We start from the raw sequence: 16,294 nt of genomic DNA, 5'->3' as shown, positions 1-16,294 counted from the left end.
CCGCCGCGATCAAAGCCGCGATCTCGCGACAGCGCCGGTCCTTGGCCGCAAGCCGCGTCACAGCGCAGTCCAACTCTTCCACAGCATGTAGATGGCAACCACGAAGATCAGCGCGGCGAACACCGTCGTCAATGTGCCGGTGCCGGACAGCCGTTTGGCGAGCATCGTTCCGAGCAGACCGCCCGCGACGCCACCGGCGATGAACACACCGGCGAGCGGCCAGTCGACTAGACCGGAAAAGGCATAATTGAGAGCCGTCGTCAGCCCGAAAGCGGTCACCGCAACGAGGCTGGTGCCGACTGCGTTAATCATAGGCATCCGCGTTGAAGCGACCAGCCCGGGTACGATCAGGAACCCGCCGCCGATACCGAAGAAACCGGAGAAGATGCCCGTACCGAGGCCGTAGCCAAGCACCTTGGGCGCGTTCTCGCGATTGCATTCCGCGCCCGGGACGCCGCGATCCTTGCGCCCACGCAGCATCAGGCCGCCCACTACCAGCATGACAAGCGCGAAGAGAAACAACAGCTTCTGCCCGTCGAGCGCCTTGCCCAAGGTAGAACCTGCGAAGGCGCCGACGACCCCGGCCGCCGCGTACATGCCGCCGCAGCGCCATTTGACCGTGCTGGCGCGCGCGTGGCCGATCAGCCCGGTCGCAGCGTTGGCGGCGACCGCGAAAGCGCTGGTGCCGATCGCCATATGGGCGCTCGGCACGCCGACCAGATAGACCATCAGCGGCACGGCAAGGATCGAACCACCCCCGCCGACGAGCCCCAGCGTGAACCCCACCAGCGCGCCGGATACGCTCCCGAGCACGTACTGGATCGGCTCCAGCGTCATGCCCCCTTGCCGATCATATGGGGTGCGGCCATCGGCTCGCGGCCCTTGAGCATACCATGCCAGTAGATTGCGGGCAGCAGCCGCTCCTTGAGATACCAGGCGGCGCGTGTCGGCTTCGACCCGTCGATGAACCAGCGCGGGAAGCTCGGCAGCAGTTTCCCGCCATAGCCGAACTCGGCCAGCACAATCTTGCCGCGCTCGACCGTGAGCGGGCACGAGCCGTATCCGTCATAATCGGCGACCGGAGGCTTGCCGTCGAGCGCCGCCAGCACGTTGACCGCCACCACCGGAGCCTGCTTGCGCGCCGCGGCAGCGGTCTTGGCGTTGCTGGTCCCGGCGCCATCGCCGAGCGCGAAGACGTTCTCGTACTTCTTGTGGCGCAGCGTCGGCTCGTCGACCTCGATGAAGCCGCTGGCCGCAGCGAGCGGACTCTTGGCGACCCACTCGTGCGACACCTGGGGCGGCACGACGTGGAGCATGTCGAACTCTCGTTCGACCCGGACCGTCTCCCCGTCCTTCTTCTGCGCGAAGGTGACGACCTGCCGGTCGCCGTCGACCGCGACGAGGTTGGATTCAAGGCAGAGATCGATGCCGTACTTCTGGATATATTCCATTAGCGTCGGGACGTAATGCGCGACCCCGAACAGCACCGCGCCGGCGTTGTGGAACTCGACGTCGATCCCCGGCAGCACGCCGGCCTCGCGCCAGATATCGCACGACAGGTACATCGCCTTCTGCGGCGCGCCCGCGCACTTGATCGGCATGGGAGGCTGGCTGAACAGCGCGCGCCCCTTCTTCAGTTCCTGAACGAGGCGATAGGTGTAAGGTGCCAGGTCGTAGCGATAGTTGGAGGTGACGCCGTTGCGGCCGAGAGTCTGTTCCAGGCCCTCGATCTTTTCCCAGGCAAGCCGGAGGCCCGGCGCGGCGACGAGGACGCGGTAGGTCAGCGTGCGCCCGTCTTCTAGCGCGACCGCGTTGCGATCGGGATCGAAGCCATTGGCCGCGACCCGTATCCACTCGATGCCCTTCGGCATCACATTGGCTTCGGCCTTGCGGGTCTGTTCGGCCGTGAAGACGCCTGCCCCGACCATCGTCCAGCCGGGCTGATAGTAATGGTCCGTCGCCGGATCGACGATCGCGATCGTCACCTTGGGCTGGCGCTTGAGGATGCTGGCGGCGGTGGCAATGCCGGCGGCACCGCCCCCGACGATAACGACGTCGTAGGTCATGTTATGGGCCTTTCTGCGGCGCCGAAGCGCGGGTTCGAGGGCAGCAATGTCGTGGTCGGCGCCGGCCGCCCGCTGGATAAGATCGCCTGGCTCCGCCTTGTCGGCGTTCGCCAGCGCCCACAGCGTCGTCGAGCGCGTGCCGCTGCGGCAGTAGGCGAGGATAGGCTTCGGCATGGTAGCGAGCGCCTGCGCCATCGCGTCGCCATCGGCGTCGCCGGCTTTGCCGGAAACGATCGGAATGTGTGCGAACGCCATTCCATTGCGCTCGGCTTCGGTCTGGATCGCCGCGGCCTTCGGTTGGCCCGCTTCCTCGCCGTCCGGGCGATTGGAAATGATCGAGCGATAGCCTTCGCGCGCGGCCCGGCCGACATCGGCGAGGCTGAGCTGCGGCGAAACCGCGATGCCGTCATCGAGCTGCTTGAAGGCCATCACGTGATCCCTTGCGGGTGGAGGAGGTAGCCGGCACGAGGCGGTACAGGCCGAAGCCCACCGCCATGCCTGCGCAAAAGATCAGGGCCGGGATCGGCGCCACGCCGAGGCTGGCGATGGCGGGGCCGGGGCACAGGCCCGGCAGACCCCAACCGATGCCGAACAGGGCCGCGCCTGCGATCAGGCGACCGGCGATCGGCCGCGTCGCGGGAAGGTGGAACTCCGTCGCCACGATCGGACGGGCGCAACGGCGCACGATCGCCCACGATCATGGGATCGCGAGACCGGCACCGAAGAGCGTGCCGGTTGCGAGCGAGACGAGCGTCTGGCGGTTCATGGCATCACGCCCCACAGGCGCAGCGCCGTGGCGGTGATGATACCCAGCGCCATGAACGTCGCGGTCGCGGCGATCGAACGCGGCGACAATCGCGACAGGCCGACCACGCCGTGTCCGCTGGTGCAGCCCGACCCGAGCCGGGTGCCGAAGCCGACGATGACGCCGGCGACAGCGAGCAAAGCGAAGGACGCCGAAAAGCGCGCTTCCACGCCCATCGTCAGGCCGACGATCGCGGCGCCGATCGGCAGCCCGATAGCGAAGGCGAGCGCGAGACTGCGCGGCATGTCGCCGCTGGCGATGCCGGTCGCCCGCGCGAAGAGGTCGCTGCATCCCGCCACGCGCCCGTTGGCGAGCAGCATGGGGGCGGCGGCCAGCCCGATCATCAGCCCGCCGATCAGGCCGTGGAGCGGCATCGCTTGCGGAAAGCCGGGCATCAGAACGAGTCCAGCGGGATGCGCAGGTAGCGGGTGCCGTTCGCCTCGGGCTCGGGCAGCTTTCCAGCGCGCATGTTGACTTGGATCGAGGGCAGCATCAGCCGGGGCGCCGAAAGCGTCGCGTCCTTTGCCGAGCGCATCGCGACGAACGCCTCCTCGTCGATGCCGTCATGGACGTGGACGTTGCCGGTGCGCTGCGCACCGACCGTCGTCTCCCACGCGAACTCCTCGCGCCCCGGCGCCTTGTAGTCGTGGCACAGGAACAGGCGGGTCTCGTCCGGCAGCGTGAGCAGTCGACGGATCGATCGGAACAGCTCGCCGGCATCACCGCCCGGGAAGTCGGCGCGCGCCGTGCCGTAGTCGGGCATGAACAGCGTGTCGCCGACGAACGCGGCGTCGCCGATCACAAAGGCGACGTCAGCCGGCGTGTGGCCGGGAACGTGCAGCACAGTGCAGGCGAGATCGCCGATCGCGAAGAGATCGCCGTCGTCGAACAGCCGGTCGAAGTCTGATCCGTCGCGCGCGAACTCGCTGCCGGCGTTGAACATCTTGCCGAACACGTCCTGCACGCATGTGATCGCGCGCCCGATCGCGAGCTGCCCCCCGACGATGCCATGGAGGTACGGCGCGGCCGACAGGTGATCGGCATGAACATGGGTTTCGAGCAGCCAGTCGACGGTCAGCGCATGCTCGTGGACATAGGCAACGATCGCGTCCGCAGGTGCCTTGTCCGTCCGCCCCGATGCCGGGTCGAAATGCAGCACGCTGTCGATGATCGCGGCGCGGCGGGTGACAGGGTCGGAGACGACATAGCTGACGCTGTTCGTCGGCTCGTCGAAGAATGCACGAATATCGGCCGTCTCGCTGGACCGAGAAGCCGCGATGATGCCCGCGGCCTGTTCGATATGAGGATCAAGCGACACTTGCGACTCCTGTAAAATCACCATTAAAGTATGTCTGTAAGTGTCTTGCGTCAACCGTCCGCGGGTGCCATGTTCGAGGACGATGAACGACACCGTCCCTCCTCTCCGACCACTCCGTCTCGGTGATCCCGCCCCCAATTTCACCGCGCGCACCACCAAGGGCGACGTTAGCCTCGATCAGTACCGTGGCCGTTGGCTGCTGTTCTTCTCGCATCCCGCCGACTTCACGCCGGTCTGCACAAGCGAGTTCATCGCGCTCGCGCACGCCGCGCCCAAGTTCGAGGCGATCGACTGTGCGCTGCTGGGCCTGTCGGTCGACAGCCTGTACAGCCATGTCGCCTGGATGCGCGCGATCCGCGAACTCGCGGGGATCGAAGTGCCGTTTCCGGTGGTGGAAGACCCGTCGATGGCAGTCGGGCACGCCTATGGGATGCTTGATGCCGATGCCACGGACTCCGCGGCGGTGCGCGCGACCTTCTTCATCGATCCCGAAGGCGTGGTGCGCGCGATCAACTGGTATCCCATGAACGTCGGCCGTTCGATCGAGGAGATGCTGCGCACCGTCCAAGCGCTCCAACGCGCCACCAAGGGCGACGCGCTGACGCCGGCTGGATGGTATCCGGGTGACGACGTGCTGCTGCCGCCGGCGTTGCCGGTCGATGGCGAGGCGGACTGGTTCCACCGGCTGAGGCCGGACGCATGAGCCTCGATCGTCCCCAGGCGGATGCGATAGTGGAGCGCCTGCGGACGCTCGCGCAGCCGCAACGGCTGATGATCCTCTCCGTTCTGCTGGACGGTGAGCGCGCGGTGGGCGAGATCGAGGAGGCGACCGGCATTGGTCAGCCCGCGCTCAGCCAGCAGCTCGCCGAGTTGCGGCGCGCCGATCTCGTCGCCACCCGCCGCGAGGCGCGCCAGATATATTACCGTATCGCGGCCGAGGACGTCGACGAGAGGGTGCGCGCATTGTTCGCCGCCTTCGGCGCGGCGCGGCCGGTCGCCAAGTTGCAGCGTGTCGCGACCTGTGCATCCGCCCCGGTGCGCCTGTCGGGTGCGGCCGCCTTTGCCCGGATCGGATGATCGGGGAGTGTCACATGGTTTTCAAATTGGGTTTGGTCGCGGCAGCGACGATGCTGCGTCGAGTAGCGGCGCGATGGCCGTTGATCCGCGCCATCCGGTGATCCCTGGCTATGGTGCGATGCGCCCATGCCCGACGCGAAGGAGCGGCCCGATCGCTCGCTGCACTATCGCGTCCTGTTCAGCGTCGCCAAGGCGGCGACCTTGCTGGATCAGGTCAACCCGAACCTGGAGAAGGTCGCGCGCTTCGTGAACCTGCTCGGAGCCGATGGCGTCAGGCCTGCCGCCGGGGACGTCGCTGTCTTGATCCACGGGCCGGCGACGACACTGGTGATGAACGATGCCGCTTATGGCGAGCGGACCAAGATCTCCAGAAACCCGAACCTGCCGCTGGTGGCAGCGTTGCGGACCGCGGGCATATCGGTGCGGGTGTGCAGCCAGGCGCTGGTCGGCAACGAGATCGATCCGGCTGTCGTCGACAATGGTATCGAGATTGATGTTTCGGCGCTCACGACGATGGCGACGTTGCAGCTGCCGAGCAGCCCCGCAACCGCAACACCGCCTGGTCGCGCCAGATGCGCTTTGACATGATCTGCGAGGCCAACGACATCGAGCACCGGCTCACCAAACCGAACCATCCCTGGACGAACGGCCAGGTCGAGCGGATGAACCGGACCATCAAGGAAGCCACCGTCAAGCGCTTCCACTACGAGAGCCACGACCAGCTCCGGACGCACCTCGCCGACTTCATGGCCGCCTACAACTTCGCTCGACGGCTCAAGACGCTCAGTGGGCTCACACCCTACGAATACATCGCCAAGATCTGGACGTCAGAGCCAGACCGGTTCATCGTCGACCCGATCCACCAGATGCCGGGACTAAACACCTAGGCTTGCGGGTTTGGTGCCGTCAGCGATCTGACGATACGTGCTTCCTCGCGCAATTGGGCGGGTAGCGCGTGACCAAGTTTGGTGGGAGACCGGAAAGGCCGGTTTGGCGCGAGAGATCGAGGTAAGCCGACGTTCATTCACAACCCGGTACTTGAAAGATGGCTTTCGACGCCAGATTGCCATTCGCTTCCAGCCGGGGCGGGCCGTCAGCGAATGGCTATGATCATCTTCGATCCGGACCCGGAAAGCAGACGCTACGCGATGTGCCCCGTTAAGTGTCCGGTACTCGAAGGTATTAGTTGAGTGGAAAAGGGAACGGCATCGGTAAGGAACTGCCCGTCGAAACGACCGTGTCCGGGCGGTGGCGGCCCGTCGCAGGCAAGTCGGTGAACCTGCCGTACGACATCCATCCCGCCAACGACTTGGCCGAACACCGCGAAGCCGGCATCGAACGGCCCTTCGCCGGGACGCGCATCAAGGCTCGGCTGATCGCCCAGGCAGATGAACAATTCGCTGGTGGCCGGCCGGTCCGCCCAGCGACCGATCGACACCGCGCCGTCGACATGGCGCAATCCGGTAACCGAGGTCGGTTCGTGCACGACGCCGGGCAGGTCCTCGCAACGCTGCCAACCGACACCGCCCTGCAGGACCGAGATACGGGTCGGCGGATCGGTCGCGTCGGTCGGCCGGACGGCGCGATAGAAGGTGGCGGGGGAGAGCAGATCGCGCTGCACCAGTTCCATCACATGCCGCGCGGTGCGGGGCGCCCGGTGCAGCGCGAGGGCGACATCGATAGGCCCGAGCGACGTATCGAGCCGCAGCACGGGGAGGTCGGTCCCATCGTCCATCACGAGGCGCGTCCCCCCGGCGTCTGCAGGCGCACGAACGCCGTCATCGCTTCGACGAAAACCTCATAAATCCGCTCGACGGTGCCGGCGTCGCTCATCAGCGCCTCCAGCAGCAGGCCCCGCAGGAAGCATGCGAGGACCATCCGGACGATCAGCGGCTCGCCCGAGCGTTTGAGGTCCGAATCCTGGACCGTGTAGCGACTGGTGAACGCGCCCTCGTTCGCCTGAAGCTGGCTCTGGAATTCGCGGCGCAGATTCTCGTCGGTGCGCAGCGCCCAGAAGAATTCGTACGACAGCGGAAAGGTCTGCGCCATAAGTTGCCGCATCTCGTCGGCCTCGTCACGGATCGTACCATGTCCGATCTGCGCCCGCCGGACCGTATCGTCGATCAGCTCGATCTGCCGCTGGATCGACGCGGTCACGATCAGCGCGTTTTTGCTGGGAAAATGATGCAGCAAGGCGCCGCTCGAGACACCCGCCCGCTTGCAGATTTCGCCGACGGTCGTTCTCGCAAGGCCCAGCGTGGCGAGGCAGTCCTGCGTCGCGCGGATCAGATTGTCCCGTGCCGCGGCCGTCCGCTCCTGCTGGGTGCGTCTCTCGGCTTTGCGTACGGTCGTCATATTGCCCCGTTACCCGATGGTGCGGGCGTCAAGTCAAGGGCATGACGCCGTCCGATCCGGCGGGCGATGACCGCCTGCCGCCGGCGATCCAGCGGAAAGAACCACGAAAGGGCGGCGGACAGGACGTTGAGCGCGAGCGGAATCCAGATGATCGCGAGGAAGAAGCCGGTCATCGCCAGCGGACCGTTGCCGCCTTCGACCCGGAACCCGAACAGGCCGGCGATGATCAGGCCGATCCCGCTGCCGACCGCCAGCGCCGCCTTGCCCACAAAGGCGAACAGGGCGAAATAGTTGCCGGGATGCTCGCGCCCCGACTGGAGAACGCCGTAATCCGCGACATCGGCGAGCAGCGCGACCTGCGCGGCAACGGCACCCGAGGTGGCGATCGCCGCCACCGAGAACATAACCAGCAGCAAGAGGAAGGCGTCGGGGCCGGGGGTGATGACGTACATCAACACGTTCGTCAGCGCCGTGAAGAGGCTGCACAGGGCGATGATGCGGTGCTTGTCGACGATGCGCCCGATCCGCAGCCACAGCGCGCTGCCGACGATCGACAGCGTGTATACCGCCAGCATCACGCTGGTATAGTCGCGGCTGAGCCCCAGATAGATGCTGACGTAGAAATAATAGAGGCCCGTCACCATGCCGGACGACACGCCGGTCAGCGACTGCATGGCGATGAAGCGGCGCAGCGGCCGGTTGGCCCATAGGTCCCGCGCGACCTGCCGGATACCATGGCTGCGGCTGTCCGTCGCCCTGACCGGGGGATCGGGCACCAGCCACAGCGCCGCAGGCACCGCGATGCCGAGCAGCAGGATTGCGACGAAGGACGCCAACTGCGTCACCTCGGGTGTCACCGCCCGGTTCGGAAGCCAAGGCAGGAACGATATCAGCGGGAACAGCGCGGTGCCGGCCATGCCGGCGATGTAGCGATAGGTCGACAGCCGGTTGCGGGCGCCATAATCGTGGCTGATCTCGCTCAGCCACGCGGTGTGCGGGATCTCGACCATCGTCCATGCCAGTGTCAGCAGGAAATAGCTGGCAGTGAAATAGACATAGCCGGTCGCGGGACCGGGGCGAAAGACGAGGAGGACCGCCGGCACGCACAGTGCGGCGCCCAGCGCCACCCACGTCCGCCGCCGGCCGAAGCGCAGGCGCGTGCGGTCCGACAGATAGCCGATTGCCGGATCCATCACCGCGTCGCCAAGCCGCAACAGCGTCATCAGGATGCCGATGACGACCATGTCCAGCCCGGCATATTGGACATAGAGCGACGGCAGGATGATCGACGCCGGCCCCTGGATCATCTGCAGCGGCATGTTGACGAGCGCATAGCTGACTGCCGTGCGCCCGTCGGCTTCGCCGGTCCCCGCCCGCATCAGAAGGCGAATCGCATCCCGAGCGACAGCGTGCGCGCCTCGCCGGGAAAGATGAAACTGGGCTGGATGTAGAACCAGTAGCGCTCATCGGTCAGGTTGGTCACGTTCGCGCGCAAGGTGGTCTGATGCCCGAGCAGCGCGAGGTCGTACTTCACCCCCAGTCCGACGAGCGTATAGGCCGGCGTCCGCAGGGTAGCGGCGCTGTTGATGGTCACGTCGTCGTTGCGCCGGACGTCCGCACTGACGCTCAGCCCCGGCACCGCTGCGAACTGATAGCCGATATCACCCGACAGCTGGAAATTGGGCGTGCCCTCCACGCGGTTGCCGACGATCGCCGGGCTTGCCTGCTCATATTGGGCGTCGAGCACCAGCACGCCGGCGCCCAGCGACACGCCGCGCACCGGGCGGACCCGGCCGTTGATGTCCAGACCGCGATAGAGCGCGTAGCCGTCCTGCACCAATTCGTTGGCGGCATTGGCATAGGCGGCGCCACGCCGGACCGCGAAGACGGCGGCCGATCCGGTCCAGTCGCGTTCGTCGATCTTGAAGCCGGCCTCATATTGCCGGCTGCGTAGCGGCGCCAGCAACGCGTCGCGATTGGTATAGAGGCTGGATACGGTCGCGGCCTGTTCGAGCGATTCGACGTAGCTGGCATAGAATGCTGTCGTCGGCGACGGCTTGTAGAGGACCGCCAGCGTCGGGGTGACCGGCGATTTGTCATATTGCGACGCCCGCAGCCGGGTCGTGGCATAGCCGCGCTGGCGATACTGGGTCCATCGCACCCCCGCCAGCAACGACAGGCCGGGCATGACCTCCACCGTATCGCTGGCGAACAGGGCCTGTTGTTCGACCTCGGCGCTCTTGTACGGGTCGACGAACATCGTCGAGGTATAGGGGACTGGCGCGCCGGTATAGATGTTGCTGGACCCGGTCGCCCGGAACACCTGGTTGACGTTGCCGAAGACGGTGTAGCCCTGTGCCGACGCCCCTAGAACGAGGTTGTGGTTCAACGGTCCGGTGGCGAATTTTCCTGCGACGAGGAGCCGCCCCTGGTCGAAGCGGTTACGCGACCGGCTGTCGTTGACGAAGTTGGTATAGTCGCCGGCCGCGTTGCCCAGATAGGCGAAGTCGAATGAGAAGCTGCGCCGGTTGCCCGAACTGCTCGCATCCGCCGATATGGTCCATCCCTGCGCGATCGCGATCCGCAGCCCGGTCGCCAGCAGGTAATAGTCGGTGTCGAAGTAACTGCCGGGCGTGACCGGCAGCGGATCGTCGCCGGCCGGCGGGGGCGGCAGCGCCGTGCCGGTGAAGCTGCTGACGCTGACGCCCTGCACGACGTTGCCGGTCTCGCGCTTCTGATAGATGCCGTCGAACGTCCAGCGCAGCCCCGGCGCCAGATCGGCTGACAACGACAGCGCGGCGCCCTTGTTGCGGATGCGGGCGCCATTGCGAGCATCGCCATCCTCGACGATTGCGTTCAGCCGATAACCGAAGCCGGGCACGACCGGTCCGCCCAGATCGACATGACCGGAAAAGATGCTGTCGGATCGATAGCCGGCCTCGACCGCCACCCGCGTGTCGTCGGTCGGCTTGGCCGTCACATAGTTGACGATGCCGCCCGGCGCGCTGAAGCCGTAGAGAAAACCCGAGGATCCCTTCAGCAGGTCGATCCTGTCGAAAAAGGCGATCGGCAGTTCCGCGCCGAAATTATAGATGGGCAGACCATTGATCTTGTAGCCGTTGGCCGCGTCCAGCGGCAGGCCGCGAACGCTCAGGTTCGACGAGTAGATCGTAGTAGTATCGCCGAGCGAGGTCACCGCCGGGTCCCGTGCGAACACCTCCCCCAATGCCGTCACCGCGCGATCGGCCAGATCCTCCCGCGACACGCTGCTCACCGACAACGGCGTGTCGAGGATAGAACGCGTGCCCAGCGTGCCGCCGAGATCCGCTTCCCGGCTCAGTTGCCCGGTGACGAGGATGTCGTCGTTCGCTGAAGGATTTCCTTCCGCCTCGGTATCGCGCGGCACGGGTTGCGCCTGCGCAGCGGCAGCGTGAGGCTGCACCATCCCTGCCGTCGCGACCACCAACCCGATGACCGGAACACCGTAACCCCCCAGCTTCAGCATACGAACCCTCCCTTGACGGTAGCAATACATAAACATACCGCACGATCGTTATGTAAATAGTTTTTCGTTGCGGTTGCGAAGGTTCGCTTTACGCTCGGCCAGTCGCTGCCGAAGACGGTGCGCGACTGCACGGCATGGGCGGATCGCGGGTGTCACCGATGGTGAACTACGGCAGGCGGTCAGGAGTATCGTCGCCAAACCGACGCGGTCGCACACGCCCGATCACTTCAAGCCCGCGCTCATTGACTGGCCGAGGCGCAGGGTGATCGCGCCAGGCGCCCGACAGGTCGTGGCACTGCCGGGGGGCGGGCCAGCCGGGTACGACGGGGCCTCACCTATGTCGAAGGGGGCTGCGACCGTCACCGACGACCGTGCCACAATCGCGCGCGCGACCCGCGAGCGGCGGATGCGTGTCGGGACCGGCTGCCGCAACCCGTGTGATGCTCGGCGGCGGGGCGGTCAGGCGGATGCCTCTGCCGCCACGTCTTGTTCGTTCTCGGTCAGGATGGTCGTCAGCGCGAGATCGGCGGTGACGTTGGCGCTGGTCGCGAACATGTCGGGGATCGTGTCCACCGCGAGGAACAGCGGCAGCAGGTCGATCGGTACGCCTACCGCCAGGGCGACCGGCGCATAGGCGGCGAAGAAGCTGATCTGGTTGGGCAGGCCGGCGATCACCAGATTGTTGAGCACCGCAAGGACACCGACGAGCACGGTTTGCGGCAGACCCAGCTCGACGCCATTGAGCCGTGCGAGCGCCAGCACGGCAAGGCTGATTGCCGTCGGCGCGCTGATACGGAACAGCGCGACCGCCAGCGGCAGGACGGTGCCGACCTGACGCTCGGGCAAGCCGAGCGAGCGGGCGCCCTGCAGCATCGCGGGTAGCGACGCGAGCGAGGATTGCGTGGAGAACGCGACCGACTGCGCTGGCAGTGCCGCCCGCAGAAACGCCGACAACTGCGTTCGTGCCACGACGGCCACCAGCAGGACGAACGCCCCGAGCAGCACGATCCCGCCGATTACCCGGGCGGCGACGTACCACGCGAGCAGTGCGCCTACCGCCATGCCGCTGCGTGCAGCGACGTCGAACGCCAGTGCGAACACCCCGATCGGCGCAAGAAGCAGCACCCAGCCGATGATGACGAGCAGGGTGTCGGCGACGCCTTGGAAAATGCCGAGGATCGCGGTGCTGCGCGCGGGCTCGATCCGGCGGAGTGCGATCGCGAACAACAGGGCGAAGATGACGACCGGCACGATGGCTCCGCCCGCCGCGGAGGCGATCGGATTGGCGGGCACCAGCGCGCGCAGCGTTTCGCCAAGCGGGGGCAGATCGGGTATCGCCTCGCCGGTGCCGCGCACCGCGTCGAGGCCGGCCACCGCCCAACCACTGAACATCACCCATCCGAGCGCAACGCCGAATGCTGCGGATGCGGAGAGAAACAGGACGAACGCCCCGATCGCGCGCGATGCCACGCGGGTCGATCCATCGGCCCCCGATCCACCGCCCAGCCCCGTGACGACGAGCGCGAACACCAGCGGAATGATCGGCATCCGCAAGGCATCCAGCCATACTCCGCCGACCGTCTGCGCGGCGGGCAACATCCCGCTTTGCGGTCCGGCGAGATAGCCGACGAGCAGCCCGGCGATCAGGCCGATCAGGATGCGTCCAGCCGTCGGCAGCTTCATGCCGCCGTCGACTCGGGGAGGGGGGCGGTGCCCATCACCTGCGCGGCGAAGCGCTCCATTTCCTCGGCCTGCGGGCTCATCTGCAACAGCAGCAGGTCGAGCCCCGCCGCTTCATATTCGGCGATCCGCTCCTTGAGCTGCTCGGGTGTGCCGACGAGGTTGGGGCGCAGGCCGCGATTCGACACGGAATATTCCTGCAGCTTCAATTCGCGCTCGAGCTGCGTTCCCGACAGCCACTGGTCGAAATTCGCGTAGCCTGCCGGCAGTTCGCTGACCGTCGTGATCCGCTCGAGCTCGCGTTTCGCCTCTGCCTCGCTGTCACGGACGATGGCATAGGCGGCCATGCCATACTGCATCGGCGCCCCGCCTGCCGCCGCCCGCCGTGCCGCCATGTCGGCGATCTTGGGGGCGATCGCCGACACCGGGTCGCCGTGCATGACATAGGCGTCGCACTGCGCGGCGATCATGGTCTTGGCCGCCTCGCTCTCGCCACCCGCATAGATCGTCGGGCGCTTGACCGGCTTGGGCGCGCAGATCGCGTCCTCGGTGCGGTAGAAGTTGCCGTCGAAGCTGAACCGTTCCTCGGTCCACAACCCGTCGACCACGCTCAGCCATTCGGCGGTCCGGGCATAGCGATCGTCATGCTGGTCGAATTGCAGGCCGTACTGCCGCGCCTCGTCCGCCCACCAGCTCGACACGACGTTGAGCGCGAGGCGCCCCCCGGAAATCCGGTCGATATTGGCCGCCGCCTTAGCAAACAGTGCCGGATGATGGAAGTTCGGGCGGACCGCGACCATCAGCTCCAGTCGCTCGGTCACCGCCGCCAGCGCAGCGGCGGTGGACCATGCGTCGAGCGCGGGCTGCTCGACCCCCTTGATATCGTTGAGGTTGAGTTCGGCGATCAGCGTCAGGTCATATCCCCAACGCTCGGCGTCCTGCGTCAGGCGGCGCGCATATTCCCAGGTCGCCGCCATCCCCTCGTCGGGCACGTTGCGCAGCCAGCCACCGAACACCGGCATCCAGAAACCGTAGCGCATCAGCGTGCCTCCTGCCGCCCAGAAGCACGGGTACGCGCCTCCATGAGCCATGTTTCCAGTCGGTCCACCAACCGTTCGTGCGGGTCCCACCCCAGCACGTCGAGCGGCTTCGCGACGAAGTTGGACAGAGCGTTCACGTCGTAGAAGCGGGCCACGCCGTCGCGGTCGTCGATCATCACCTCGACCCCGCCGAGGTCGAGCAAGCCGGCGCGGGCGATCGCCTCCGCCGCGTCGCGCAACGTCGACGGGGGCTCGACCGCGGTCATAGTGATCGCGCTTCCCGGTACCTGACAGGCATCCGCCGGGCACAAATCGAACGCGCCGCCGCCCGCGACGTCGATCGCATAGAGATAGGTGCGGTCGAGCGTCTCGATCCGGGTGATCGTGCCGCCGCGCGCGGGCACATAGTCCTGGACCAGCAGCACGCCGTCGATGCTGGTCGGCAGCGCCCCGTCGGCAACCGCCGCCCGTACCTCGTCCAGACTGTCGTAGCGGGCGATCCCGGCACCCGCACCGCCGATATTCGCCTTGACCACCAGCGGAAAGCCGATCGTCGCGGCCGCCGCCGGCACGTCGGCCGCACGGTGGACCACGCGGGTCGCGGGGGTGGCAAGGCCGAGCGAGGCGATCAGTGCGAGTTGGCGCGCCTTGGAGGTATCGACGCCGAGGGCGGCGGTGCCGTTCAGTACCCTAGCGCCGGACAACTCCCAGCGCGCCATCAGCGACTGTGCCCAGAAGATCGGGTGTTCCGCCTCGCGCAGGAACGCCGACATGGCAAGTCGGCTGAGGATCAGCGGCGCGGGGACGGCGGCGTCGGCGGGATCGAAGGCGGTACCCGGTGACAGTCGCTCATACGCGATCCCGCGCCGGTCGAGCGCGGCGAACAACGGCGTGAACCACTGTGGATGTTCGAAGAGAATGGCAAGGTCTGGAGTCATGCCAAGGCTTGTGACGCGCGGGTCACGGCTTGGAAAGGTAACCGGACTTGTCCTATGGAAAGAAAGGCTTGGCGTTGACGAGCTACTCGCGTTCCATGATCGCACTTAGAGCGAAGCGGTAATGGCCAACGACGCGGGCGTCGTGGTGGACAGCCGCAGCAATGCTGAAGGTACCGTTGTCGACCTCTTTGATGGCTCGATGCCGGTTAGGCCCTTCGCTCAGGTCGGCGTGGGTAGTCCCGTCGTGCAGTTCGAGAACCGCTACCGTCCCCGGAACGGTGAGTGACGCTGGCCTTCATGGGTGGCGGTACTCGAAAGCGGCAAACTCGACTCGATCACCAGCGACGTTACGAAGGAGAACCCCGTTCCGGTCTGCACGCGGCACCCGAAAGACGTACTTCGCCAAATCCAGCCCAACTGCGTGAATATGTGTCACGGACGCCTACCCGGTGTCCTGCACACCGCCTCTTCGATGCATATATGCCGTCGGGGGCATCCACTCCACCAACCTGCCGATCCACAAGGCGCACCGGGCCGCGGTTGAGGGAGCTGCTGTGGCCTTTGCGAGATGCTTGGCAGGCATGACTGATAACCAACGGCGTTTTCTCAAGCGGTGATCCGCGCCGGTAGAACATCCCTCTCGATCGACAGGGGGTCCTATGCGTGGTTCGGACGATATCAAGGGGATGGTGAGTGGCTGGTGCGTCACGTTGGCGACGGGCGTAGCCCTCGGCGCGTTCGCCTTCCCCTCAATGGCGCAGACGGTGTCGCCAACCGCCCAACCGGTCGCCAGTGGACAAGCCACCGGCGGCGCGAAACTGGACCGCGCGCGGGTCGACGCGCTGCTGGCCGCGCCCTCCGGCGTCGTGTTCGTCGATGTGCGCCGTGCCGATGAGATAAGCGCGATCGGCGGGTTGCCTGCCTATCTCAGCATCCCGCTGTCCGACCTCGAGCGGCTGTCAGGCTTCATCCCGCGCGAGCGTCAGGTCGTCACCGTGTCCAACCATGCGGCGCGTGCTCTGAAAGCGGCGGCGCTATCTGCGGGACAATCTGCCGAACTATTACGGCACGCCGCTCGCGTCCGCCTCGTTCGCGCGCGATCCGATCGACGGCATTGTGCAGGCACCTGGCGGGTATGTCGTCGACCTTGCCGGCCATCGGTGCATCATGGGCAGCGGCGTGCGCGCCGGCAGCGGATGGCCGTTTGGCGCCCGCGGCAGAAGATCGTAGAAATGGTCCCCCGCCTCATCGTCAATGGTATCGATGCGATCGTCGCTGCCGCGGAGGCCGGCGTGGGACTTGCCAATGTGCTGAGCTATCAGTCGGCCGCGCATATCGCAGACGGCCGACTGGTCGAGGTTCTGGCGGACCACGCGCCATCCGCCGTGCCGGTGAGCCTCCTCTACGATCCCGGCCGGGCGACAATGCCTGCGGTGCGCGTGTTCATCGACGCGATGCGGGAACAGGGGCGGCAGGGTGCCTTCGCGGGATGATCATCCCATCATCATGA

17 protein-coding genes and 1 pseudogene are annotated in these 16,294 nt (G+C 66.4%); 6 read left to right on the top strand and 12 right to left on the bottom strand.

Translation table 11 applies throughout. The features are described from left to right. Positions 1–57: 57 nt before the first annotated feature. The 5 genes from MF610_RS16405 to MF610_RS16385 form a co-directional block, all read right to left on the bottom strand. Entirely contained in the window at positions 58–837 is a 780-nt protein-coding gene (locus MF610_RS16405) for a sulfite exporter TauE/SafE family protein (protein WP_242200851.1), read from the bottom strand. Further along, positions 834–2,495, bottom strand: coding sequence for a bifunctional protein tyrosine phosphatase family protein/NAD(P)/FAD-dependent oxidoreductase (locus MF610_RS16400; protein WP_242200849.1), 1,662 nt, complete (start codon positions 2,493–2,495; stop codon positions 834–836). Before MF610_RS16400 ends, MF610_RS16405 begins: the two co-directional genes overlap by 4 nt. After that, positions 2,473–2,751: a DUF6691 family protein gene (locus MF610_RS16395; protein WP_339328547.1), complete on the bottom strand. Its 279-nt coding sequence runs from the start codon at positions 2,749–2,751 to the stop codon at positions 2,473–2,475. The genes MF610_RS16400 and MF610_RS16395 overlap by 23 nt, the downstream gene beginning before the upstream one ends. A gap of 77 nt (positions 2,752–2,828) precedes the next feature. Continuing rightward, positions 2,829–3,266, bottom strand: coding sequence for a YeeE/YedE family protein (locus MF610_RS16390; protein WP_242200811.1), 438 nt, complete (start codon positions 3,264–3,266; stop codon positions 2,829–2,831). Beyond that, positions 3,266–4,213, bottom strand: a complete 948-nt coding sequence (locus MF610_RS16385) for an MBL fold metallo-hydrolase (protein ID WP_242201440.1) — start codon at positions 4,211–4,213, stop codon at positions 3,266–3,268. Before MF610_RS16385 ends, MF610_RS16390 begins: the two co-directional genes overlap by 1 nt. A 58-nt stretch (positions 4,214–4,271) precedes the next feature. Here MF610_RS16385 and MF610_RS16380 point away from each other — a divergent pair, with 58 nt between their 5' ends. The 4 genes and pseudogenes from MF610_RS16380 to MF610_RS16365 all read left to right on the top strand — a co-directional run. Next, positions 4,272–4,892 carry a peroxiredoxin gene (locus MF610_RS16380; protein ID WP_242200807.1) on the top strand — a complete coding sequence of 207 codons (621 nt, stop codon included), beginning with the start codon at positions 4,272–4,274 and terminating at the stop codon, positions 4,890–4,892. Then, positions 4,889–5,266: an ArsR/SmtB family transcription factor gene (locus MF610_RS16375; protein WP_242200803.1), complete on the top strand. Its 378-nt coding sequence runs from the start codon at positions 4,889–4,891 to the stop codon at positions 5,264–5,266. The genes MF610_RS16380 and MF610_RS16375 overlap by 4 nt, the downstream gene beginning before the upstream one ends. Positions 5,267–5,392: 126 nt before the next feature. Next, on the top strand, positions 5,393–5,854 hold the full coding sequence (locus MF610_RS16370) for a DsrE family protein (protein WP_339328546.1): 462 nt from the start codon (positions 5,393–5,395) through the stop codon (positions 5,852–5,854). A gap of 8 nt (positions 5,855–5,862) precedes the next feature. Next, positions 5,863–6,153: pseudogene (locus tag MF610_RS16365) on the top strand (integrase core domain-containing protein); the annotation flags it as partial. Positions 6,154–6,407: 254 nt separating this feature from the next. Here the strand turns inward: MF610_RS16365 and MF610_RS16360 are convergent. From MF610_RS16360 to MF610_RS16330, 7 genes are all read right to left on the bottom strand, one after another. Then, the gene (locus MF610_RS16360) at positions 6,408–7,001 is read right to left on the bottom strand and encodes a peptidylprolyl isomerase (protein ID WP_242200781.1); all 594 of its coding nucleotides are present in this window, start codon (positions 6,999–7,001) and stop codon (positions 6,408–6,410) included. Further along, positions 7,001–7,621 (bottom strand): TetR/AcrR family transcriptional regulator, encoded by a 621-nt coding sequence (locus MF610_RS16355; RefSeq protein ID WP_242200778.1) that lies wholly within the window; start codon positions 7,619–7,621, stop codon positions 7,001–7,003. The genes MF610_RS16360 and MF610_RS16355 overlap by 1 nt, the downstream gene beginning before the upstream one ends. After that, entirely contained in the window at positions 7,618–9,000 is a 1,383-nt protein-coding gene (locus MF610_RS16350; protein WP_242200760.1) for an MFS transporter, read from the bottom strand. The genes MF610_RS16355 and MF610_RS16350 overlap by 4 nt, the downstream gene beginning before the upstream one ends. Beyond that, positions 9,000–11,126: a TonB-dependent siderophore receptor gene (locus MF610_RS16345; RefSeq protein WP_242200757.1), complete on the bottom strand. Its 2,127-nt coding sequence runs from the start codon at positions 11,124–11,126 to the stop codon at positions 9,000–9,002. Before MF610_RS16345 ends, MF610_RS16350 begins: the two co-directional genes overlap by 1 nt. A 459-nt stretch (positions 11,127–11,585) precedes the next feature. Beyond that, complete coding sequence (locus tag MF610_RS16340) at positions 11,586–12,809, bottom strand: dicarboxylate/amino acid:cation symporter (RefSeq protein WP_242200754.1); 1,224 nt, start codon at positions 12,807–12,809, stop codon at positions 11,586–11,588. Beyond that, a complete protein-coding gene (locus MF610_RS16335; protein ID WP_242200737.1) occupies positions 12,806–13,846 on the bottom strand; it encodes an LLM class flavin-dependent oxidoreductase in 1,041 nt (346 codons plus the stop codon). Before MF610_RS16335 ends, MF610_RS16340 begins: the two co-directional genes overlap by 4 nt. After that, the gene (locus MF610_RS16330) at positions 13,846–14,784 is read right to left on the bottom strand and encodes an ATP-grasp domain-containing protein (RefSeq protein WP_242200720.1); all 939 of its coding nucleotides are present in this window, start codon (positions 14,782–14,784) and stop codon (positions 13,846–13,848) included. The genes MF610_RS16335 and MF610_RS16330 overlap by 1 nt, the downstream gene beginning before the upstream one ends. Before the next feature lie 121 nt (positions 14,785–14,905). Here MF610_RS16330 and MF610_RS16325 point away from each other — a divergent pair, with 121 nt between their 5' ends. Together MF610_RS16325 and MF610_RS16320 are read left to right on the top strand one after the other, a co-directional pair. Next, complete coding sequence (locus MF610_RS16325) at positions 14,906–15,070, top strand: hypothetical protein (RefSeq protein WP_242200717.1); 165 nt, start codon at positions 14,906–14,908, stop codon at positions 15,068–15,070. A gap of 373 nt (positions 15,071–15,443) precedes the next feature. Next, entirely contained in the window at positions 15,444–16,277 is an 834-nt protein-coding gene (locus tag MF610_RS16320; RefSeq protein WP_242200714.1) for a LysR substrate-binding domain-containing protein, read from the top strand. Positions 16,278–16,294 lie beyond the last annotated feature (17 nt).

The organism is Sphingomonas hankookensis, from assembly GCF_022664465.1.
GTDB classification, from domain to species: Bacteria; Pseudomonadota; Alphaproteobacteria; order Sphingomonadales; family Sphingomonadaceae; genus Sphingomonas; species Sphingomonas hankookensis.
This window is presented reverse-complemented; position numbering and strand designations above follow the sequence as displayed.

What these genes read in the sequence shown, in the direction of transcription:
- MF610_RS16355 (WP_242200778.1), bottom strand. Translation starts at nt 7,621, where the DNA reads ATGACGACCGTACGCAAAGCCGAGAGACGCACCCAGCAGGAGCGGACG.
- MF610_RS16390 (WP_242200811.1), bottom strand. Translation starts at nt 3,266, where the DNA reads ATGCCCGGCTTTCCGCAAGCGATGCCGCTCCACGGCCTGATCGGCGGG.
- MF610_RS16380 (WP_242200807.1), top strand. Translation starts at nt 4,272, where the DNA reads ATGAACGACACCGTCCCTCCTCTCCGACCACTCCGTCTCGGTGATCCC.
- MF610_RS16345 (WP_242200757.1), bottom strand. Translation starts at nt 11,126, where the DNA reads ATGCTGAAGCTGGGGGGTTACGGTGTTCCGGTCATCGGGTTGGTGGTC.
- MF610_RS16405 (WP_242200851.1), bottom strand. Translation starts at nt 837, where the DNA reads ATGACGCTGGAGCCGATCCAGTACGTGCTCGGGAGCGTATCCGGCGCG.
- MF610_RS16330 (WP_242200720.1), bottom strand. Translation starts at nt 14,784, where the DNA reads ATGACTCCAGACCTTGCCATTCTCTTCGAACATCCACAGTGGTTCACG.
- MF610_RS16340 (WP_242200754.1), bottom strand. Translation starts at nt 12,809, where the DNA reads ATGAAGCTGCCGACGGCTGGACGCATCCTGATCGGCCTGATCGCCGGG.
- MF610_RS16400 (WP_242200849.1), bottom strand. Translation starts at nt 2,495, where the DNA reads ATGGCCTTCAAGCAGCTCGATGACGGCATCGCGGTTTCGCCGCAGCTC.
- MF610_RS16360 (WP_242200781.1), bottom strand. Translation starts at nt 7,001, where the DNA reads ATGGACGATGGGACCGACCTCCCCGTGCTGCGGCTCGATACGTCGCTC.
- MF610_RS16385 (WP_242201440.1), bottom strand. Translation starts at nt 4,213, where the DNA reads ATGGTGATTTTACAGGAGTCGCAAGTGTCGCTTGATCCTCATATCGAA.
- MF610_RS16370 (WP_339328546.1), top strand. Translation starts at nt 5,393, where the DNA reads ATGCCCGACGCGAAGGAGCGGCCCGATCGCTCGCTGCACTATCGCGTC.
- MF610_RS16350 (WP_242200760.1), bottom strand. Translation starts at nt 9,000, where the DNA reads ATGCGGGCGGGGACCGGCGAAGCCGACGGGCGCACGGCAGTCAGCTAT.
- MF610_RS16320 (WP_242200714.1), top strand. Translation starts at nt 15,444, where the DNA reads ATGCGTGGTTCGGACGATATCAAGGGGATGGTGAGTGGCTGGTGCGTC.
- MF610_RS16375 (WP_242200803.1), top strand. Translation starts at nt 4,889, where the DNA reads ATGAGCCTCGATCGTCCCCAGGCGGATGCGATAGTGGAGCGCCTGCGG.
- MF610_RS16335 (WP_242200737.1), bottom strand. Translation starts at nt 13,846, where the DNA reads ATGCGCTACGGTTTCTGGATGCCGGTGTTCGGTGGCTGGCTGCGCAAC.
- MF610_RS16325 (WP_242200717.1), top strand. Translation starts at nt 14,906, where the DNA reads ATGGCCAACGACGCGGGCGTCGTGGTGGACAGCCGCAGCAATGCTGAA.